This is a genomic window from Castellaniella defragrans (assembly GCF_014203015.1).
GTDB classification, from domain to species: Bacteria; Pseudomonadota; Gammaproteobacteria; order Burkholderiales; family Burkholderiaceae_B; genus Castellaniella; species Castellaniella defragrans.
The window spans coordinates 1-16,676 of sequence record NZ_JACHIB010000024.1 but is presented as its reverse complement, the minus strand read 5'-3'; the positions used below and the strand labels follow the sequence as shown (position 1 = coordinate 16,676).

Below are 16,676 nucleotides of genomic sequence, written 5' to 3'. Positions count from 1 at the left end.
TGCCTAACTTTAGAACAGAATTCTGCTTGTCGCAACTGATTTATAGAATCGGCTTTTGCCTGGAGGAGTGCGCGACGGCATGCCAGCGCGCCGTTCCCTGCAGCCGGCCGGCGGCGCCCGGCGCGGCTGCTCGGGTGCCCGGCTGCGCTGGTGCTCGGGCGCGCGATGCCCGGGTGCGTGGCTGCGGGGCGCACGCGGGCAGCCCCCGGCAGCCCGCGGGAGCGGAGAGGCGGAACGGAGAAGGAGGATGCGCCGCGGGATTGCCGCCGCGGCCGGGGCGCGCCTAGCGCACCAGGGCCATGACCGGCTCCACGTCGGGCCAGCAGCCGAACCAGAGGCGGTAGGATTCGGCCGCCTGCCCCACCAGCATGCCCAGGCCGTCCGAGACCCGGGCCGCGCCCAGCCGCCGGGCATCGCGCAGGAAGGCTGTTTCGCCGCGGCCATACACCAGGTCGTAGGCCAGGGCGCCGGGCGCGAAGGTGCCACGCCCCAGGGGCAGGCGGCCGTCGTCGAAGCTGGCCGAGGTGGCGTTGATCACGACGTCGAAGGCGCCATCCGCCGCCGCGTCCAGCGGACCGGCCGCGGTGACGCCGGCGGCGCCGCAGGCCTCCAGCAGCTCGTGGGCCTTGCGTTCGGTGCGGTTGACCAGCAGCAGATGGGCCGGACCGGTCTCGAGCAGCGGCTGCAGGATGCCGCGCGCCGCGCCGCCTGCGCCGATGACGAGGATGCGCCGGTCCCGCAGCGCGATCCCCAGGCGGTCGCGGATGTCGCTGACCAGGCCGACGCCGTCGGTGTTGTCGCCATGGACGCCCTCGGGGCCGAACTTGAGCGTGTTGATGGCGCGCGCGGCGCGCGCCCGCTCGGACAGGGTGTCGGCGAACTCCAGCGCAGCGAGCTTGAACGGCGCCGTGACGTTCATCCCCTTGCCGCCCTCGGCGATGAACCGGCGCACGGTCTCGGCGAAATTCTCGTGCGTGGCGAGCAGCTTCTCGTACTGGAGATCGTGGCCGAACTGGCGCGCGAAAGCCGTGTGCAGGACCGGAGACCTGGATTGGGCTATCGGGTTGCCGATGACGGCATAACGGTCGGGCATCGCGGCCTCCTGGGGGAGCGAAAAGGGACTAAGGATACGGTGCCGGGTTGCCGCTGTAAACCTGGACCGCGTACCGCACGCGAATCGGCGGAACCCGATTCCGTTTTATTGTTGCGTACATCAGAATATAGTTCTATATTAAATGGACTTCGGCTTTCAGGATCCCGCAATGGCTCTCCAGTTCTCCCTTGCCCACCTCACGGTGCTGACCTGTTCGCCCGTGGACATGATCCGCATCGCCCACCGCACCGGCTACGACTACGTCAGCCTGCGGCTGACCGCCGTCACGCCCACGGAGCACGTCTTCGCGCTGCAGGACGACCCGGCCATGATGGCCGAGGTGAAGGCGCTGCTGAAGGACACCGGCGTGCGTGTGCTGGACATCGAACTCGCCCGCATGCCGCCCGAGGTCGAGCCCGAGGCCTATGCCGCCGTCCTCGACGCGGCGGCGGAACTGGGCGCGCAGCACATCCTGGCCCAGCTGCCGGACCCCGACCGCGCCCGGGCGACGGCGCGCTTCGCGCGGCTGTGCGACATGGCCCGGCCGCTGGACCTGTCCATCGGCCTGGAATACCCGAGCTGGACGGAAACCCCGAATCTCCAGGCCGCGGCGGACGTGGTGCGCGCGGCCGGCCGCCCCAACGCGGGCATCGTCGTCGACACGCTGCACTTCGACCGCTCGCGCGACAGCCTGGACGCCCTGCGCGCCCTGCCGCGCGAATGGTTCCGCTTCGCCCAGGTCTGCGACGCGCCGGCCGAAATCCCCGACACCGTCGAAGGACTGATCCACACCGCACGCGACGAGCGCTTCGTCCCGGGCGAAGGCGGCCTCGACATCCGCCAAATCCTGGACGCCCTGCCGGCCGTTCCCTACTCCCTCGAAATTCCCAATAATGAACAAGTGCAGGCCCTGGGCCACGAGGCATGGGCTCGCCGCTGCATCGAAGGCGCGCGCCGTTACCTGGGGAACCTGGCCGCCTAAGTTCTGTGCCCTAAATCGCCCGCGCCCCTCCGCGCCGGCATATGGCATACGAAAAAGGCCTGTATCAGGCCTTTTTCGATTTGAGCGGCGCGTGTCTTTCGGTTTCAAGCCGTGCCGTACAAGACCTCGCCGTGCTTGCCCAGACTGCGGGCGATGACGCTGCGGTGGATTTCCGAGGTGCCGTCGAAAATACGGAAGATCCGCGCATCGCGGTAAAGGCGTTCGACGGGCAGATCAGCACAATAGCCCATGCCCCCATGCACCTGGACCGCACGGTCGGCCACACGCCCCAGCATTTCCGAGGCATAGACCTTAGCCATCGAAATCTTGTCGCGCGGATCCTTGCCGTTGTCGATATCCCTGGCTGCATCCCACACCAGCCAACGAGCGGCATTGATCTCGATGGCGCTATCGGCCAGCATCTGCTGGATCATCTGGAAACCGCCGATGGCTTGGCCGAATTGTTCACGATCACTGGCGTAGGACACCATCATGTTCAACAGACGGGTGGCCTTGCCCACCGCCCGCGCGCACACCTGGGCCAGGCGCACCCGCCCCAGGGTTTTCAGGACCTGGCCGAAGCCGGAGCCTTCCGCGCCCAGCAGGCAGTCCGCGTCCAGCGGGACTTCATCGAAATGCAGCTCGACGTGACTGGTGCCGGTCAGGCCCATCATCTTCTGATTGCGGCCCACCACCAGACCGGGCAGGTTCTTGTCCACCAGGAACAGCGAAATGCCGCGTGAGCCGGCGTCCGGATTGGTCACGGCGGACACGATGAAGAAGTCCGAAAACTCACCGTCACTGATGAAATGCTTGCTGCCGGAGAGCGCCCAGCCATCGCCCCGCCGCATCGCCCGCGACCGGATCGCGGCGGCGTCGGAACCCGCACCGGGTTCCGTGATGGCGATGGAGCAGGTCCGCTCGCCCTGCACGGCCGGCAGCAGCCAGCGGTCGCGCTGGACGGCATTGGCGCCCAGCAGGACCTCGTACACATTGCCGAAAGCGCGCCGGATGAGGATATCCTTGGCATGGCCGAATTGTTCCTCGACCAGCATGGTATCCAGCGCGGACAGGCCGCCGCCGCCAAACTCCTCCGGAATGTTCATGGCGTACATGCCGTTGTCCCGCGATTTCTCGAACAGGGCACGCGCCAGTTCCGGCTCCAGATAGCCTTTTTCCTCGACCCCCTCTTCGAGCGGCAGCAGCTCCCGCTCGACAAATTTCCGGACGGTATCGACGAGCATCACCTGCTCGGACGTGAGATTCAGATCCATGTGCAATCCTTTATCTTCCTGCCGACAGGGGCGGCAGGATTTCGGTTACTTTCTGACGGCCGTCGACCTCGTAATGGCAGTCCTCGTAATGGCAGTGCTTGAAATCCACCTGCTTCATGACGATGTTCTTCATCGGAAAGGAATTGCCTACAAGATAGAACTTCGGTCTATTTATTGTCCATGCAATGAAGGCAATTCGATTTATTGATATTTTCAATCATGGTGGATAAGCGATGAACCGGCGATGAGCGCGTGCAAGACGCTCTTGCCGCCGATCACCTTGCCCCGACTGCCGGCGATGGCGATGCTGCACGCGCCCAGCGCGCGCACGAGCTGGAAGGCGGGCCAGCCCCAGGCCGCTGTCGGCGCCGGCAGGCACATGGATCGGCATAGGGAACAGTTCCGACGAACTGCGCCCCTGCCACACCACCCAGCATGCGGGTCCGCACCGGCCGGTTCGAGAAGTTGAGGTCAAGAGATCCGAGGTAAACCCAGCGCATCGAACCAAGCCAGGTCCAGGACGCTGTTCAAGAGCTTGCCGCTGTTGCGCCACCACCGACGGCTATTGGCCGCCATGCGATGAGCCACCGCGACACTCGCTCCCCAGTGCGCGCAACTCCTGGAACATGGTCTTGACGGCACTGAGCCACAATCTGGGCCTTCATGTCCTTCGGATAAGACCGGCGTTGGCGTACAAGGGCTAATTCTGTCGTCGGCATGGTGTCCACCTAAAAATGGTGGACACTATCGGAAGCCCCCTGCAGGGCTCAAGACGGGTTGGCCGGGTGCTTACGTTGCGCTTCACTTCATTCGCTGTGATCCACTTACGACGGGACTTGCACCCGTAGGAGTGCGCCCATGCTGGGCGCACCAAAAAAAACGGGACGCCTCCGAAGAAGCGTCCCGCTGATCAGGACTGCAGAAGACGAAGTGCTTATTCCTCGGCCGGGGCCTCGCCGTCGGCCGCGCCGGCGGCGTCCGGATCGGACTCATCGGAGCCCACGTGGGCCATCTCGGACGGCTCGCCGAACGGATTGGCCAGCTCGCGGGCCGCGGCGCGCTCGGCGGCCTCGAAGGCTTCCTTCTCGTGGCGGGCGATGTGGTAGGACATGCCCGTGCCGGCCGGGATCAGGCGGCCCACGATGACGTTTTCCTTCAGGCCGCGCAGCTCGTCGCGCTTGCCCATGATGGCGGCCTCGGTCAGCACGCGGGTGGTTTCCTGGAAGGACGCCGCCGAGATGAACGAATCGGTCGACAGGGACGCCTTGGTGATGCCCAGCAGCACGTTTTCATACGTGGCCGGGATCTTGCCTTCGGCGTCCATGCGGTCGTTCTCGTTCAGCAGCTCGGAGCGCTCGACCTGCTCGCCGGTGATGAAGCTGGTGTCGCCGGAGTTGGTGATGTTCACGCGGCGCAGCATCTGGCGGACGATCACTTCGATGTGCTTGTCGTTGATCTTCACCCCTTGCAGGCGGTAGACGTCCTGGACCTCGTTGACGATGTAGGAGGCCAGCGGCTCGATGCCCTGCAGGCGCAGGATGTCGTGCGGATCGGCCGGACCGTCGACGATCAGCTCGCCCTTGTTGACCACCTGGCCGTCGTGCACCAGCACCTGCTTTTCCTTGGAGATCAGGAACTCGTGGCTGACGCCGTCCATGTCGGTGATGACCAGGCGCTGCTTGCCCTTGGTGTCCTTGCCGAAGGAAACCGTGCCGGTGACTTCGGCCAGCATGCCGGCGTCCTTGGGCGAACGGGCCTCGAACAGCTCGGCCACGCGCGGCAGACCGCCGGTGATGTCGCGGGTCTTCTGGGATTCCTGCGGAATCCGGGCGAGGAAATCGCCCACGCCCACGGACTGGCCGTCGCGCACGGTGATCAGCGCGCCCACGGGCAGCGAGATCGCCACCGCGTGGTCGGTGCCGGCCACCTTGATTTCCTGGCCCTGCTCGTCGAGCAGCAGGATCTGCGGGCGCGCGGCGGCACCCTTGGTGCCGCGCGTCTTGGGCGTGATCACGACCAGCGTGGACAGGCCGGTGATCTCGTCCACCTGGCGCGCCACCGTGACGCCTTCCTCGATGTTGGCGAAGCGGATCGTGCCGGTGTATTCCGACACGATGGGGCGCGTCAGCGGATCCCAGGTGGCCAGCTTGGCGCCGGCCTTGACCACGTCGCCGTCGCCCACGGCGATGGTGGCGCCGTAGGGCACCTTGTGGCGTTCGCGCTCGCGGCGGTTGTCGTCATAGATGACGATCTCGCCGGAGCGGGACACGGCGATGCGGTCGCCCTTGGCGTTGGTCAGGTAGCGCAGGCCGATGGCGAAGCCCACCGTGCCGGCGGACTTGGTCTCGACCGAGCTGGCCATGGCCGAGCGCGAGGCGGCGCCGCCGATGTGGAAGGTCCGCATCGTCAGCTGCGTGCCCGGTTCGCCGATGGACTGCGCGGCGATGACGCCCACGGCCTCGCCCTTGCTGACCAGCGAACCGCGGCCCAGGTCGCGGCCGTAGCAGTGCGCGCACAGGCCGTGGCGGGTCTCGCAGGTGAGCGGGGTGCGGATCTTGACCTCGTCCACGCCCACTTCGTCGAGCAGCTCGACCAGGTTTTCGTCCAGCAGGGTGCCGGCCGGGATGACGGTTTCCTGGGTGTCGGGATTGACGATGTCGGTGGCCGTGACGCGGCCCAGCACGCGGTCGCGCAGCGGCTCGATGACTTCGCCGCCTTCCACCAGGGCCTTCATCACGTAGCCGTGCGAGGTGCCGCAATCGTCCTCGGTGATGACCAGGTCCTGGGTCACGTCCACCAGGCGGCGGGTCAGGTAGCCCGAGTTGGCGGTCTTCAGGGCGGTGTCGGCCAGACCCTTGCGCGCGCCGTGGGTCGAGATGAAGTACTGCAGCACGTTCAGGCCTTCACGGAAGTTCGCCGTGATGGGGGTCTCGATGATGGAGCCGTCGGGCTTGGCCATCAGGCCGCGCATCCCCGCCAGCTGGCGGATCTGGGCGGCGGAGCCCCGGGCCCCGGAATCGGCCATCATGTAGATGGAGTTGAACGATTCCTGGCGGGTTTCCTTGCCGTGGCGGTCGATGACCGGCTCGGTGGAGAGCTGCTCCATCATGGCCTTGCCGACGCGGTCGCCGGCCTTGCCCCAGATGTCCACCACGTTGTTGTAGCGTTCCTGCGCCGTGACCAGGCCGGAGGAATACTGCTTGTCGATTTCCTTGACCTCTTTCGAGGCCTGGGCCAGGATTTCGCCCTTGACGTCGGGCACGACCATGTCGCCCATGGCGATCGACACGCCGCCGCGCGTGGCCAGGCGGAAGCCCGCCTGCATCAGCTTGTCGGCGAAGATCACCGTGGCGCGCAGGCCGCAGCGGCGGTAGGACAGGTTGATCAGGCGCGAGATTTCCTTCTTCTTCAGCGCCTTGTTCAGCACCGCGAAGGGCAGGCCATGGGGCAGGATCTCGGACAGCAGGGCGCGGCCCACGGTGGTCTGGAAGCGGCCGACCACGGCCTTCCATTCGCCGTTCTCGTCCTTGACGTACTCGGGCAGGCGGGTGGTGATGCGCGTCTGCAGCTCGACCTCGTGGTTGTCGTAGGCGCGCTGCACCTCGGCCAGGTCGGCCAGGAACATGCCCTCGCCCTTGCCGTTGACGCGCTCGCGCGTGGCGTAGTACAGGCCCAGCACGATGTCCTGGGACGGCACGATGGCCGGTTCGCCGTTGGCCGGGAACAGGACGTTGTTGGAGGCCAGCATCAGGGTGCGGGCTTCCAGCTGGGCTTCCAGCGACAGGGGCACGTGCACGGCCATCTGGTCGCCGTCGAAGTCGGCGTTGAAGGCCGCGCAGACCAGCGGGTGCAGCTGGATGGCCTTGCCTTCGATCAGTTGCGGCTCGAAGGCCTGGATGCCCAGGCGGTGCAGCGTGGGCGCGCGGTTGAGCATCACCGGGTGTTCGCGGATGACCTCTTCGAGGATGTCCCAGACCACCGGCTCCTGGCTCTCGACCAGCTTCTTGGCCGCCTTGATGGTGGTGGCCAGGCCCATCATTTCCAGGCGGTTGAAGATGAAGGGCTTGAACAGCTCCAGCGCCATCAGCTTGGGCAGGCCGCACTGGTGCAGGCGCAGCTGCGGACCCACCACGATCACGGAACGGCCGGAGTAGTCGACGCGCTTGCCCAGCAGGTTCTGGCGGAAGCGGCCGCTCTTGCCCTTGATCATGTCGGCCAGGGACTTGAGCTGGCGCTTGTTGGCGCCGGTCATGGCCTTGCCGCGGCGGCCGTTGTCCAGCAGCGAATCGACGGCTTCCTGCAGCATGCGCTTTTCGTTGCGCAGGATGATGTCCGGCGCCTTCAGTTCCAGCAGGCGCTTGAGGCGGTTGTTGCGGTTGATGACGCGGCGGTAGAGGTCGTTCAGGTCGGACGTGGCGAAGCGCCCGCCGTCCAGCGGCACCAGCGGACGCAGGTCCGGCGGCAGCACCGGCAGCACTTCCATGATCATCCAGTCGGGCTTGATGCCGGACTTCTGGAAGCCTTCCAGAACCTTCAGGCGCTTGGAGATCTTCTTGATCTTGGCGTCGGAACCGGTGGCCTTGAGTTCCGCGCGCAGCTTTTCGACCTCGGAATCGATGTCGATGTTGCGCAGCAGTTCACGCACGGCCTCGGCGCCCATCAGGGCGTGGAAGTCGTCGCCGTATTCCTCGGTCTTGGCCAGGTAGTCGTCGTCGGACATGATCTGGCCGCGCTTGAGCGGCGTCATGCCCGGCTCGATCACGCACCAGGCCTCGAAGTAGAGCACGCGCTCGATGTCGCGCAGCGTCATGTCGAGCACCATGCCCAGGCGCGAGGGCAGGGACTTCAGGAACCAGATGTGCGCCACCGGGCTGGCCAGCTCGATGTGGCCCATGCGCTCGCGGCGCACCTTGGCCACCGTGACCTCGACGCCGCACTTCTCGCAGATCACGCCGCGGTGCTTCAGGCGCTTGTACTTGCCGCACAGGCACTCGTAGTCCTTGATCGGGCCGAAGATCTTGGCGCAGAACAGGCCGTCGCGCTCGGGCTTGAAGGTGCGGTAGTTGATGGTCTCGGGCTTGCGCACTTCGCCGAAGGACCACGAACGGATCTTTTCCGGCGAGGCGATCCCGATGCGGATGGCGTCGAATTGCTCGTCCTGGGAGACTTGCTTGAAGAGATCGAGTAGCGCTTTCATTATTTACGCTCCAGATCCATGTCCAGGGACAGGGATCGAATTTCCTTGACCAGCACGTTGAACGATTCGGGCATGCCCGCGTCGATCACGTGATCGCCCTTGACGATGTTCTCGTAGACCTTGGTCCGGCCCGTGATGTCGTCGGACTTCACCGTCAGCATTTCCTGCAGGGTGTAGGAGGCGCCGTAGGCTTCCAGGGCCCAGACTTCCATTTCCCCGAAGCGCTGGCCGCCGAACTGCGCCTTGCCGCCCAGCGGCTGCTGGGTCACCAGGGAGTACGGACCGGTGGAACGCGCGTGCATCTTGTCGTCCACCAGGTGGTGCAGCTTGAGGAAGTGCATGTAGCCCACGGTCACGGGACGCTCGAACTGCTCGCCGGTGCGGCCGTCGGTCAGCCAGGCCTGGGTGCGGCCGCTGGTGAGCTTCAGGCGCTCGGCGACCTCGTCCGGGTAGGCGATTTCCAGCATGCGGGTGATGTCTTCCTCGGTCGCGCCGTCGAACACCGGCGTGGCCAGGGGCACCCCCTTGCGCAGGTTGGCGGCCAGCGTCAGCACCTCGTCGTCGGTCAGCTGTTCGAGCTTGACCGAGCCGCCGCAGGCGTTGTAGACGGTTTCCAGCTTCTTGCGCACGGCCTTGACCTGGATGCCGCGCTCGTCGTCGAGCATGTCGGCGATGCGCTGGCCCAGGCCCTTGGCGGCCCAGCCCAGGTGGACTTCCAGCACCTGGCCGATGTTCATCCGCGAGGGCACGCCCAGCGGGTTGAGCACGATGTCCACGGGAGTGCCGTCGGCCATGTGGGGCATGTCCTCGACCGGGGTGATGCGCGAGACCACGCCCTTGTTGCCGTGGCGGCCGGCCATCTTGTCGCCCGGCTGCAGGCGGCGCTTGACGGCCAGGTAGACCTTGATCATCTTCAGCACGCCCGGGGGCAGCTCGTCGCCCTGCGTGAGCTTCTTGCGCTTTTCCTCGAAGGCCAGGTCGAACTGGTGGCGCTTCTGCTCCAGGGCGTCCTTGACCTGCTCCAGGGCGACGGCGGCTTCCTCGTCGGCCAGACGGATGTCGAACCACTGCCAGCGGTCCAGCTCGTCCAGGTACTCGGCCGTCAGCTCGGTGTTCTTGGCCAGCTTGCGCGGGCCGCCGTTGGCGGTCTTGCCGACCAGGTTCTTGCGCAGGCGGTCGAAGGCGTCGTTCTCGACGATGCGCAGCTGGTCGTTCAGGTCCTGGCGGTAGCGGCGCAGTTCGTCGTCGATGATGGACTGGGCGCGCTTGTCGCGCTCGATGCCTTCGCGGGTGAAGACCTGCACGTCGATGACGGTGCCGACCATGCCGGAGGGCACGCGCAGCGAGGTGTCCTTCACGTCGGAGGCCTTCTCGCCGAAGATCGCGCGCAGCAGCTTTTCTTCCGGGGTGAGCTGGGTCTCGCCCTTGGGCGTGACCTTGCCGACCAGCACGTCGTCGGCGCGCACTTCGGCGCCGATGTGCACGATCCCGGAATCGTCCAGGCGGTTGAGCTGGACTTCGGCCAGGTTGGAGATGTCGCGCGTGATTTCCTCGGGTCCGAGCTTGGTGTCGCGGGCGACCACGGTGAGCTCTTCGATGTGGATCGAGGTGTAGCGGTCGTCGGCGACGACGCGCTCGGAGATCAGCACCGAGTCCTCGAAGTTGTAGCCGTTCCAGGGCATGAACGCGATCAGCATGTTCTGCCCCAGGGCCAGTTCGCCCAGGTCGCTGGAGGCGCCGTCGGCGAGCACGTCGCCGCGCGCCACCAGGTCGCCGCGCGAGACGATGGGCCGCTGGTTGATGTTGGTGTTCTGGTTGGAACGGGTGTACTTCTTCAGGTTGTAGATGTCCACGCCGACTTCGCCGGCGACGTTCTCGTCGTCGTTCACGCGGATCACCACGCGGTCGGCGTCGACGAAGTCCACGATCCCGCCGCGCACGGCCTGCACGGTCGTGCCCGAGTCCACCGCCACGGTGCGCTCGATGCCGGTGCCGACCAGCGGCTTTTCGGGCCGCAGGCAGGGCACGGCCTGGCGCTGCATGTTGGCGCCCATCAGGGCCCGGTTGGCGTCGTCGTGCTCCAGGAAGGGGATCAGCGAGGCGGCGACCGACACGATCTGCGACGGCGCGACGTCCATGTAGTGGACGTTGGCCGGGGCGGTCAGCATGGTTTCGCCGGCCTCGCGGCAGGCGACCAGGTCATCGACGAAGCGGCCTTCCTCGTCCAGCACCGCGTTGGCCTGGGCGATGACGTACTTGCTTTCCTCGATGGCCGACAGGTATTCGATCTGGTCGGAGACCTTGCCGTCGACGATCTTGCGGTAGGGCGTTTCCAGGAAGCCGTACTCGTTCAGGCGCGCGTACAGGGCCAGGGAGTTGATCAGGCCGATGTTCGGGCCTTCCGGGGTTTCGATCGGGCAGACGCGGCCGTAGTGGGTCGGGTGCACGTCGCGCACCTCGAAGCCGGCGCGCTCGCGCGTCAGGCCGCCCGGTCCCAGGGCGGAGACGCGCCGCTTGTGCGTGATCTCCGACAGCGGGTTGGTCTGGTCCATGAACTGGGACAGCTGGCTGGAGCCGAAGAATTCCTTGATCGCGGCCGAGATCGGCTTGGAATTGATCAGGTCGTGCGGCATCAGGTTTTCGGTCTCGGCCTGGCCGAGACGTTCCTTGACGGCGCGCTCGACGCGCACCAGGCCGGCGCGGAACTGGTTCTCGGCCAGTTCGCCCACGCAGCGCACGCGGCGGTTGCCCAGGTGGTCGATGTCGTCGATCTGGCCACGGCCGTTGCGCAGTTCCACCAGCAGCTTGATGGTGTCGAGGATGTCCTCGTTGGTCAGGGTCAGCGGGCCGGTGTTGCCGGCGTCGCGGCCCAGGCGGCTGTTGACCTTCATCCGGCCGACGCGCGACAGGTCGTAGGTTTCCTCGGAGTAGAACAGGCGCTGGAACAGGGCTTCGACGGCTTCCTCGGTGGGCGGCTCGCCGGGACGCATCATGCGGTAGATGGCCACGCGCGCGGCCATCTGGTCGGCGGTGTCGTCGGTGCGCAGGGTCTGGGAGATGTAGGCGCCCTCGTTCAGCTCGTTGATGTAGAGCGTCTCGATGTCGCGGATGCCCGCCGCGCGGAATTCGGCCAGCACGGATTCGGTGATCTCGTCGTTGGCCTGCGCCAGGATCTCGCCGGTGTCGGGGTTGACGACGTTCTTGGCCAGGACGCGGCCCAGCAGGAAGTCCTCGGGCACCGAGATGTGGTCCACCTTGGCGGCGGTCAGGTCGCGCAGGTGCTTGGCATTGATGCGCTTGTCCTTCTCGACGATGACGTTGCCCTTCTTGTCGGCGATGTCGAAGCGCGCGATCTCGCCCTTCCAGCGCTCGGGCACGAATTCGAGCATGCCGCCTTCCTGGTGGAGGGCGATGTGGTCGAAGCTGGAGAAATAGGCCAGGATGGCCTCCGGCGTCATGCCGATGGCCTTCAGCAGGATCGTCACCGCCATCTTGCGGCGGCGGTCGATGCGGAAGAACAGGATGTCCTTGGGATCGAACTCGAAGTCCAGCCACGAGCCGCGGTAGGGAATCACGCGCGCGGAGAACAGCAGCTTGCCCGAGCTGTGGGTCTTGCCGCGGTCATGCTCGAAGAACACGCCCGGCGAGCGGTGCAGCTGGGACACGATGACGCGTTCCGTGCCGTTGATGACGAAGGAACCGGTGTCGGTCATGAGCGGGATCTCGCCCATGTAGACTTCCTGTTCCTTGACTTCCTTGACCGTGGGCTTGCTGACCTCGCGGTCCATCAGCACCAGGCGCACCTTGGCGCGCAGCGGCGAGGCGTAGGTCAGGCCGCGCTGCTGGCATTCCTTGACGTCGAACACGGGAGTGCCCAGCACGTAGCTGACGAATTCCAGCCGCGCCATCTGATTGTGGCTGACGATTGGAAAGATCGAATTGAAGGCCGCCTGCAGTCCTTCTTCCTTGCGCTGGGAGGGGGGGACGTCCGCCTGCAGGAAGGTCTTGAACGATTGCAGTTGCGTCGCCAGCAGGTAGGGAACGTCCTGGACGTCCTCGCGCTTGGCGAAGCTTTTGCGTATGCGCTTCTTTTCGGTGTACGAATAAGGCATGAGCACTCCGACTCGAGGGTTGCTTAGGCCGTCAACCACGGCCATGGTTTACGACTCCGGAAAACCCGGCTCGGCGTGATGCGGCGGGGCATCGAACGCGGGTTTTCTGGAAACGCAAAAGCCCGGGAGGCTTTGGAAAGCGCCCGACGGGTCCGAAAACGGCCATCCGGCGCTTCCCCGGGCTTCCCGGGCGCGGCGATGAGGTCTTACTTGAGTTCGACCTTGGCGCCGGCTTCTTCCAGCTTCTTCTTCGCATCGTCGGCCGTGGCCTTGTCGACGCCTTCCTTGACGGGCTTCGGCGCGCCGTCGACCAGGTCCTTGGCTTCCTTCAGGCCCAGGCCGGTGATTTCGCGCACGGCCTTGATGACGTTGACCTTGTTGGCGCCGACTTCGGCCAGGACGACCGTGAACTCGGTCTGCTCTTCGGCGGCGGCGGCAGCGCCACCAGCGGCCGGGGCGGCAGCCACGGCGACAGCGGCCGCAGCGGCGGACACGCCGAACTTCTCTTCCATTTCCTTGATCAGCTCGGACAGTTCGAGCACGCTCATGGCGGCGATCGCGTCCAGGATTTCAGCTTTAGTTGCCATTTTTTAAGAACTCCAGATGATTGAATATGCCAGGTTTGGTGTCGCTTCCAGCAACGAAGGGATGCCGGCGGACCGCTTACGCGGCCTGCTTCTGGTCGCGCACGGCCGCCAGGCCGCGCACGAACTTCGTGGGCACTTCGTTGAGCGTACGCACAAACTGAGCGATGGGCGCCTGCATGGTGCCCAGCAGCTTCGACAGCAGTTCCTCGCGGGACGGCATGGTGGCCAGGGCCTTCACGCCATCCTGGCTCAGCAGGCTGTTGGGCAGGGCCCCGCCTGTGATGACCAGCTTGTCATTGCTTTTCGCGAAATCGGCCAGGACCTTGGCGGCCGCCACCGGGTCGGCGCTGATCCCATAGATCAGCGGACCGGTGAGCTGGGCGGACAGACCCTCGAAGGGGGTGCCGGCCAGCGCGCGGCGTACCAGCGTGTTCTTCAACACGCGCAGGTACACGCCCGATTCACGCGCAGTCTTGCGCAATACGGTTACGGAGGCGACGTCCAGACCACGGTACTCGGCGACGATGATCGATTGGGCGCGGCCGACTTCGGCCGAGACTTCCTCGATGACGACCGCCTTTTCTTGGCGATTGAGACTCATGGTTGAACACTCCATCTAACGACGCCGGGAAATCCCCGGCATCAACCGAATGCGGCGCGCCTGGTCGAGTTCATGAATGAATTCTTCCTGGGCGCCGTCTACGCTGGATCCGGCGGTACGGCCCGGGATTAAGCGTCACGCCGGGAGGCGATCGGCTCCAGCGGTCTTTGACAGCGGCGCCCTCTCGTTTCCGATCGGGCGCAGCCCAAAGTTCTGTTGGCCGGCCTTACGAGGCCAGCGATGCCAATTCGACGCGCGCGCCGCCACCCATGGTGGAGGACACGGCGACCTTGCGCAGATAGATGCCCTTGGCCGCCGCGGGGCGGGCCTTGTTCAGGGCGTCGATCAGCGCGGCCAGGTTGGTCTGCAGCTTTTCGACGTCGAAGGACGCGCGGCCGATGGTGGCGTGGATGATCCCCGCCTTGTCGGTGCGGTACTGCACCTGGCCGGCCTTGGCGTTCTTGACGGCGGTGGCGACGTCGGGCGTGACGGTGCCGACCTTGGGGTTCGGCATCAGGCCGCGCGGGCCCAGGACCTGGCCCAGGGCGCCGACGACGCGCATCGTGTCGGGCGAGGCGATGACCACGTCGAAGTCGATGTTGCCGGCCTTGATGCTGGCGGCCAGGTCGTCCAGGCCGACGATGTCGGCGCCGGCGGCCTTGGCGGCCTCGGCCTTCTCGCCCTGGGCGAAGACGGCGACGCGCACGGACTTGCCGGTGCCGGCGGGCAGCACCACGGAGCCGCGGACCAGCTGGTCGGACTTCTTGGGGTCGATGCCCAGCTGCACGGCGACGTCGATGGACTCGTCGAACTTGGCGGTGGCGGTTTCCTTGACCAGCGCGATGGCTTCGGCCACCGGATACAGCTTGGTGCGATCAATCTTGGCCGCGATGGCGGCGACGCGTTTGCTCAGCTTGGCCATGATCAGACGACTCCTTCCACATCGATGCCCATGCTGCGGGCGCTGCCGGCGATGGTGCGCACGGCGGCGTCCAGATCGGCCGCCGTCAGGTCGGGCTGCTTGGTCTTGGCGATTTCCTCGGCCTGGGCGCGCGTGAGCGTGCCGACCTTGGCCGAATTGGGCGTCGCGGAGCCCTTCTGGACGCTCGCGGCCTTCTTGATCAGGATCGTGGCCGGCGGAGTCTTCATGATGAACGTGAAGCTCTTGTCGGCGAAGGCGGTGATCACCACGGGGATCGGCAGACCGGGCTCCAGGCCCTGGGTCTTGGCGTTGAACGCCTTGCAGAATTCCATGATGTTCAGACCGCGCTGACCCAGCGCCGGACCGATCGGGGGTGAGGGATTGGCCTTACCAGCTGGCACTTGCAGCTTGATGAAGCCGACGATTTTCTTCGCCATGCGATGCTCCTGTCGGGTGATTGCGCCCGCCGCCTGATGGGACGGGCTCCCCGGGTTAAAATGCCTCCACGCCGCGCCTTCCGGCGCGCATCCCCGGACAGCGTGTCCGCTGCCCCGGCTCGTCAGGCCCGGCGGCGGTCCGGGGGGACTGCTCCGGGTTCTGCTTGCCCTCTGGGGGACGCTTTACCGTGGGCGTGGCCTGGCGGTAAAAAATCAGACCTTTTCGACCTGACTGAAATCGAGCTCGACCGGGGTGGCACGACCGAAGATCGTGACCGACACGCGGACCTTGCTTTTCTCGTAGTTGACTTCCTCGACGCTGCCGTTGAAGTCGGCGAACGGGCCTTCCTTGACGCGGACGGTCTCGCCGATCTCGAAGAGGACCTTGGGACGCGGTTTTTCCACGCCTTCTTCCATCTGGGAAAGGATCTTTTCGACTTCCTTTTCGGAGATGGGCGCGGGACGGTTGCCGGAACCCCCGAGGAAGCCCGTGACGCGGTTGGTGCTCTTCACCAGGTGCCAGGTCTCGTCGGTGAGGTCCATTTCGACCAGGACGTAGCCCGGGAAGATGCGGCGCTCGGAAATCGACTTGCGGCCGTCCTTGATTTCGACGACTTCCTCGGAAGGCACGAGAATGCGGCCGAAGGCGTCCTGCAGCCCGGCGCGCTCGATGCGTTCGACCAGGGCCTTGTGGACGCTTTTTTCCATGCCCGAATAGACATGGACGACGTACCAGCGCTTGCTCATGCGGTTTTCGTTCCTTAGTTCCAGCCCAGCAGCAGGCCGTAGATGACCCAGCCCAGCAGCTTGTCGGCGATCCACAGCAGAGCGCCCATGGCCAGCACGAAGGCGAACACGATCGCGGTCATGCGCGTGGTTTCCTGGCGCGTGGGCCAGACGACGCGGCGCGTTTCGTTGTACGATTCGCGGCCGAAGGCGAGAGTGCGCCGGCCGGTGTCGCTGAACCAGACGATGACCGCGGCCAGGATCAGGCCGGCGACGAAGGCGCCTACGCGCACGTAGCCGGGCTGGTCCACGAACACCGAATACGCCACGATACCCGCAACGATCACGAGCACGGCCAGGCCGAGCTTGATGCGTTCGGCGGCGCGGCTGACGGTTTCTACGTTCTGGTGAGACATATACGGGTGTTCGACGCCGCTGCTGCGGCAATGAGATCGGTGGCAGGGGCAGAAGGAATCGAACCCTCAACCTTCGGTTTTGGAGACCGACGCTCTGCCAATTGAGCTATACCCCTAAACCTCGAAAAACGGTGGCGCTGCCGCACCCCCGTTTTTTGAAAAGCGTTGGTGGGCGACCAGCCCACCATTGTACTACAGAATTACTTGATGATTTTGGCGACGACGCCGGCGCCCACGGTACGGCCGCCTTCGCGGATGGCAAAGCGCAGCCCCTCTTCCATGGCGATCGGCGCAATCAGGCTCACCGTCATCGACACGTTGTCGCCCGG

The 16,676-nt window shown here is 65.6% G+C and carries 14 protein-coding genes and 1 tRNA gene; 1 reads left to right on the top strand and 14 read right to left on the bottom strand.

What is annotated here, in order from left to right:
- Positions 1-283: 283 nt before the first annotated feature.
- On the bottom strand, positions 284-1,093 hold the full coding sequence (aroE, locus tag HNR28_RS16950; protein ID WP_043679059.1) for a shikimate dehydrogenase: 810 nt from the start codon (positions 1,091-1,093) through the stop codon (positions 284-286).
- Between the two features lie 169 nt (positions 1,094-1,262).
- Here aroE and HNR28_RS16945 point away from each other — a divergent pair, with 169 nt between their 5' ends.
- Positions 1,263-2,075 (top strand): sugar phosphate isomerase/epimerase family protein, encoded by an 813-nt coding sequence (locus HNR28_RS16945; RefSeq protein ID WP_151023868.1) that lies wholly within the window; start codon positions 1,263-1,265, stop codon positions 2,073-2,075.
- A gap of 104 nt (positions 2,076-2,179) precedes the next feature.
- Here HNR28_RS16945 and HNR28_RS16940 read toward each other — a convergent pair whose 3' ends face one another.
- From HNR28_RS16940 to HNR28_RS16885, 13 genes are all read right to left on the bottom strand, one after another.
- Positions 2,180-3,349, bottom strand: coding sequence for an acyl-CoA dehydrogenase family protein (locus HNR28_RS16940; RefSeq protein WP_151023869.1), 1,170 nt, complete (start codon positions 3,347-3,349; stop codon positions 2,180-2,182).
- A gap of 10 nt (positions 3,350-3,359) precedes the next feature.
- Positions 3,360-3,482: a hypothetical protein gene (locus HNR28_RS18735; RefSeq protein ID WP_280528051.1), complete on the bottom strand. Its 123-nt coding sequence runs from the start codon at positions 3,480-3,482 to the stop codon at positions 3,360-3,362.
- 80 nt (positions 3,483-3,562) lie between these two features.
- On the bottom strand, positions 3,563-3,730 hold the full coding sequence (locus tag HNR28_RS16935; RefSeq protein ID WP_170288411.1) for a hypothetical protein: 168 nt from the start codon (positions 3,728-3,730) through the stop codon (positions 3,563-3,565).
- 553 nt (positions 3,731-4,283) lie between these two features.
- The gene (gene rpoC / locus HNR28_RS16930) at positions 4,284-8,546 is read right to left on the bottom strand and encodes a DNA-directed RNA polymerase subunit beta' (RefSeq protein WP_151023870.1); all 4,263 of its coding nucleotides are present in this window, start codon (positions 8,544-8,546) and stop codon (positions 4,284-4,286) included.
- Positions 8,546-12,658 (bottom strand): DNA-directed RNA polymerase subunit beta, encoded by a 4,113-nt coding sequence (gene rpoB, locus HNR28_RS16925; protein ID WP_151023871.1) that lies wholly within the window; start codon positions 12,656-12,658, stop codon positions 8,546-8,548. The genes rpoC and rpoB overlap by 1 nt, the downstream gene beginning before the upstream one ends.
- 206 nt (positions 12,659-12,864) lie before the next feature.
- Complete coding sequence (rplL, locus tag HNR28_RS16920; protein WP_043679071.1) at positions 12,865-13,245, bottom strand: 50S ribosomal protein L7/L12; 381 nt, start codon at positions 13,243-13,245, stop codon at positions 12,865-12,867.
- Between the two features lie 76 nt (positions 13,246-13,321).
- Positions 13,322-13,846, bottom strand: a complete 525-nt coding sequence (gene rplJ, locus HNR28_RS16915; RefSeq protein ID WP_043679074.1) for a 50S ribosomal protein L10 — start codon at positions 13,844-13,846, stop codon at positions 13,322-13,324.
- 226 nt (positions 13,847-14,072) lie between these two features.
- Entirely contained in the window at positions 14,073-14,768 is a 696-nt protein-coding gene (gene rplA / locus HNR28_RS16910; protein ID WP_043679077.1) for a 50S ribosomal protein L1, read from the bottom strand.
- Positions 14,769-14,770: 2 nt separating this feature from the next.
- Complete coding sequence (rplK, locus tag HNR28_RS16905; RefSeq protein ID WP_043679080.1) at positions 14,771-15,205, bottom strand: 50S ribosomal protein L11; 435 nt, start codon at positions 15,203-15,205, stop codon at positions 14,771-14,773.
- A 213-nt stretch (positions 15,206-15,418) separates the two neighbouring features.
- Entirely contained in the window at positions 15,419-15,952 is a 534-nt protein-coding gene (gene nusG, locus HNR28_RS16900) for a transcription termination/antitermination protein NusG (RefSeq protein ID WP_043679083.1), read from the bottom strand.
- A 14-nt stretch (positions 15,953-15,966) separates the two neighbouring features.
- Entirely contained in the window at positions 15,967-16,347 is a 381-nt protein-coding gene (secE, locus tag HNR28_RS16895; RefSeq protein ID WP_151023872.1) for a preprotein translocase subunit SecE, read from the bottom strand.
- Positions 16,348-16,387: 40 nt separating this feature from the next.
- Positions 16,388-16,463, bottom strand: a tRNA-Trp gene (locus tag HNR28_RS16890).
- An 84-nt stretch (positions 16,464-16,547) separates the two neighbouring features.
- Positions 16,548-16,676, bottom strand: a 129-nt coding sequence (locus HNR28_RS16885; protein ID WP_457912209.1) for an EF-Tu C-terminal domain-related protein, incomplete at its 5' end; no start/stop codon positions are given.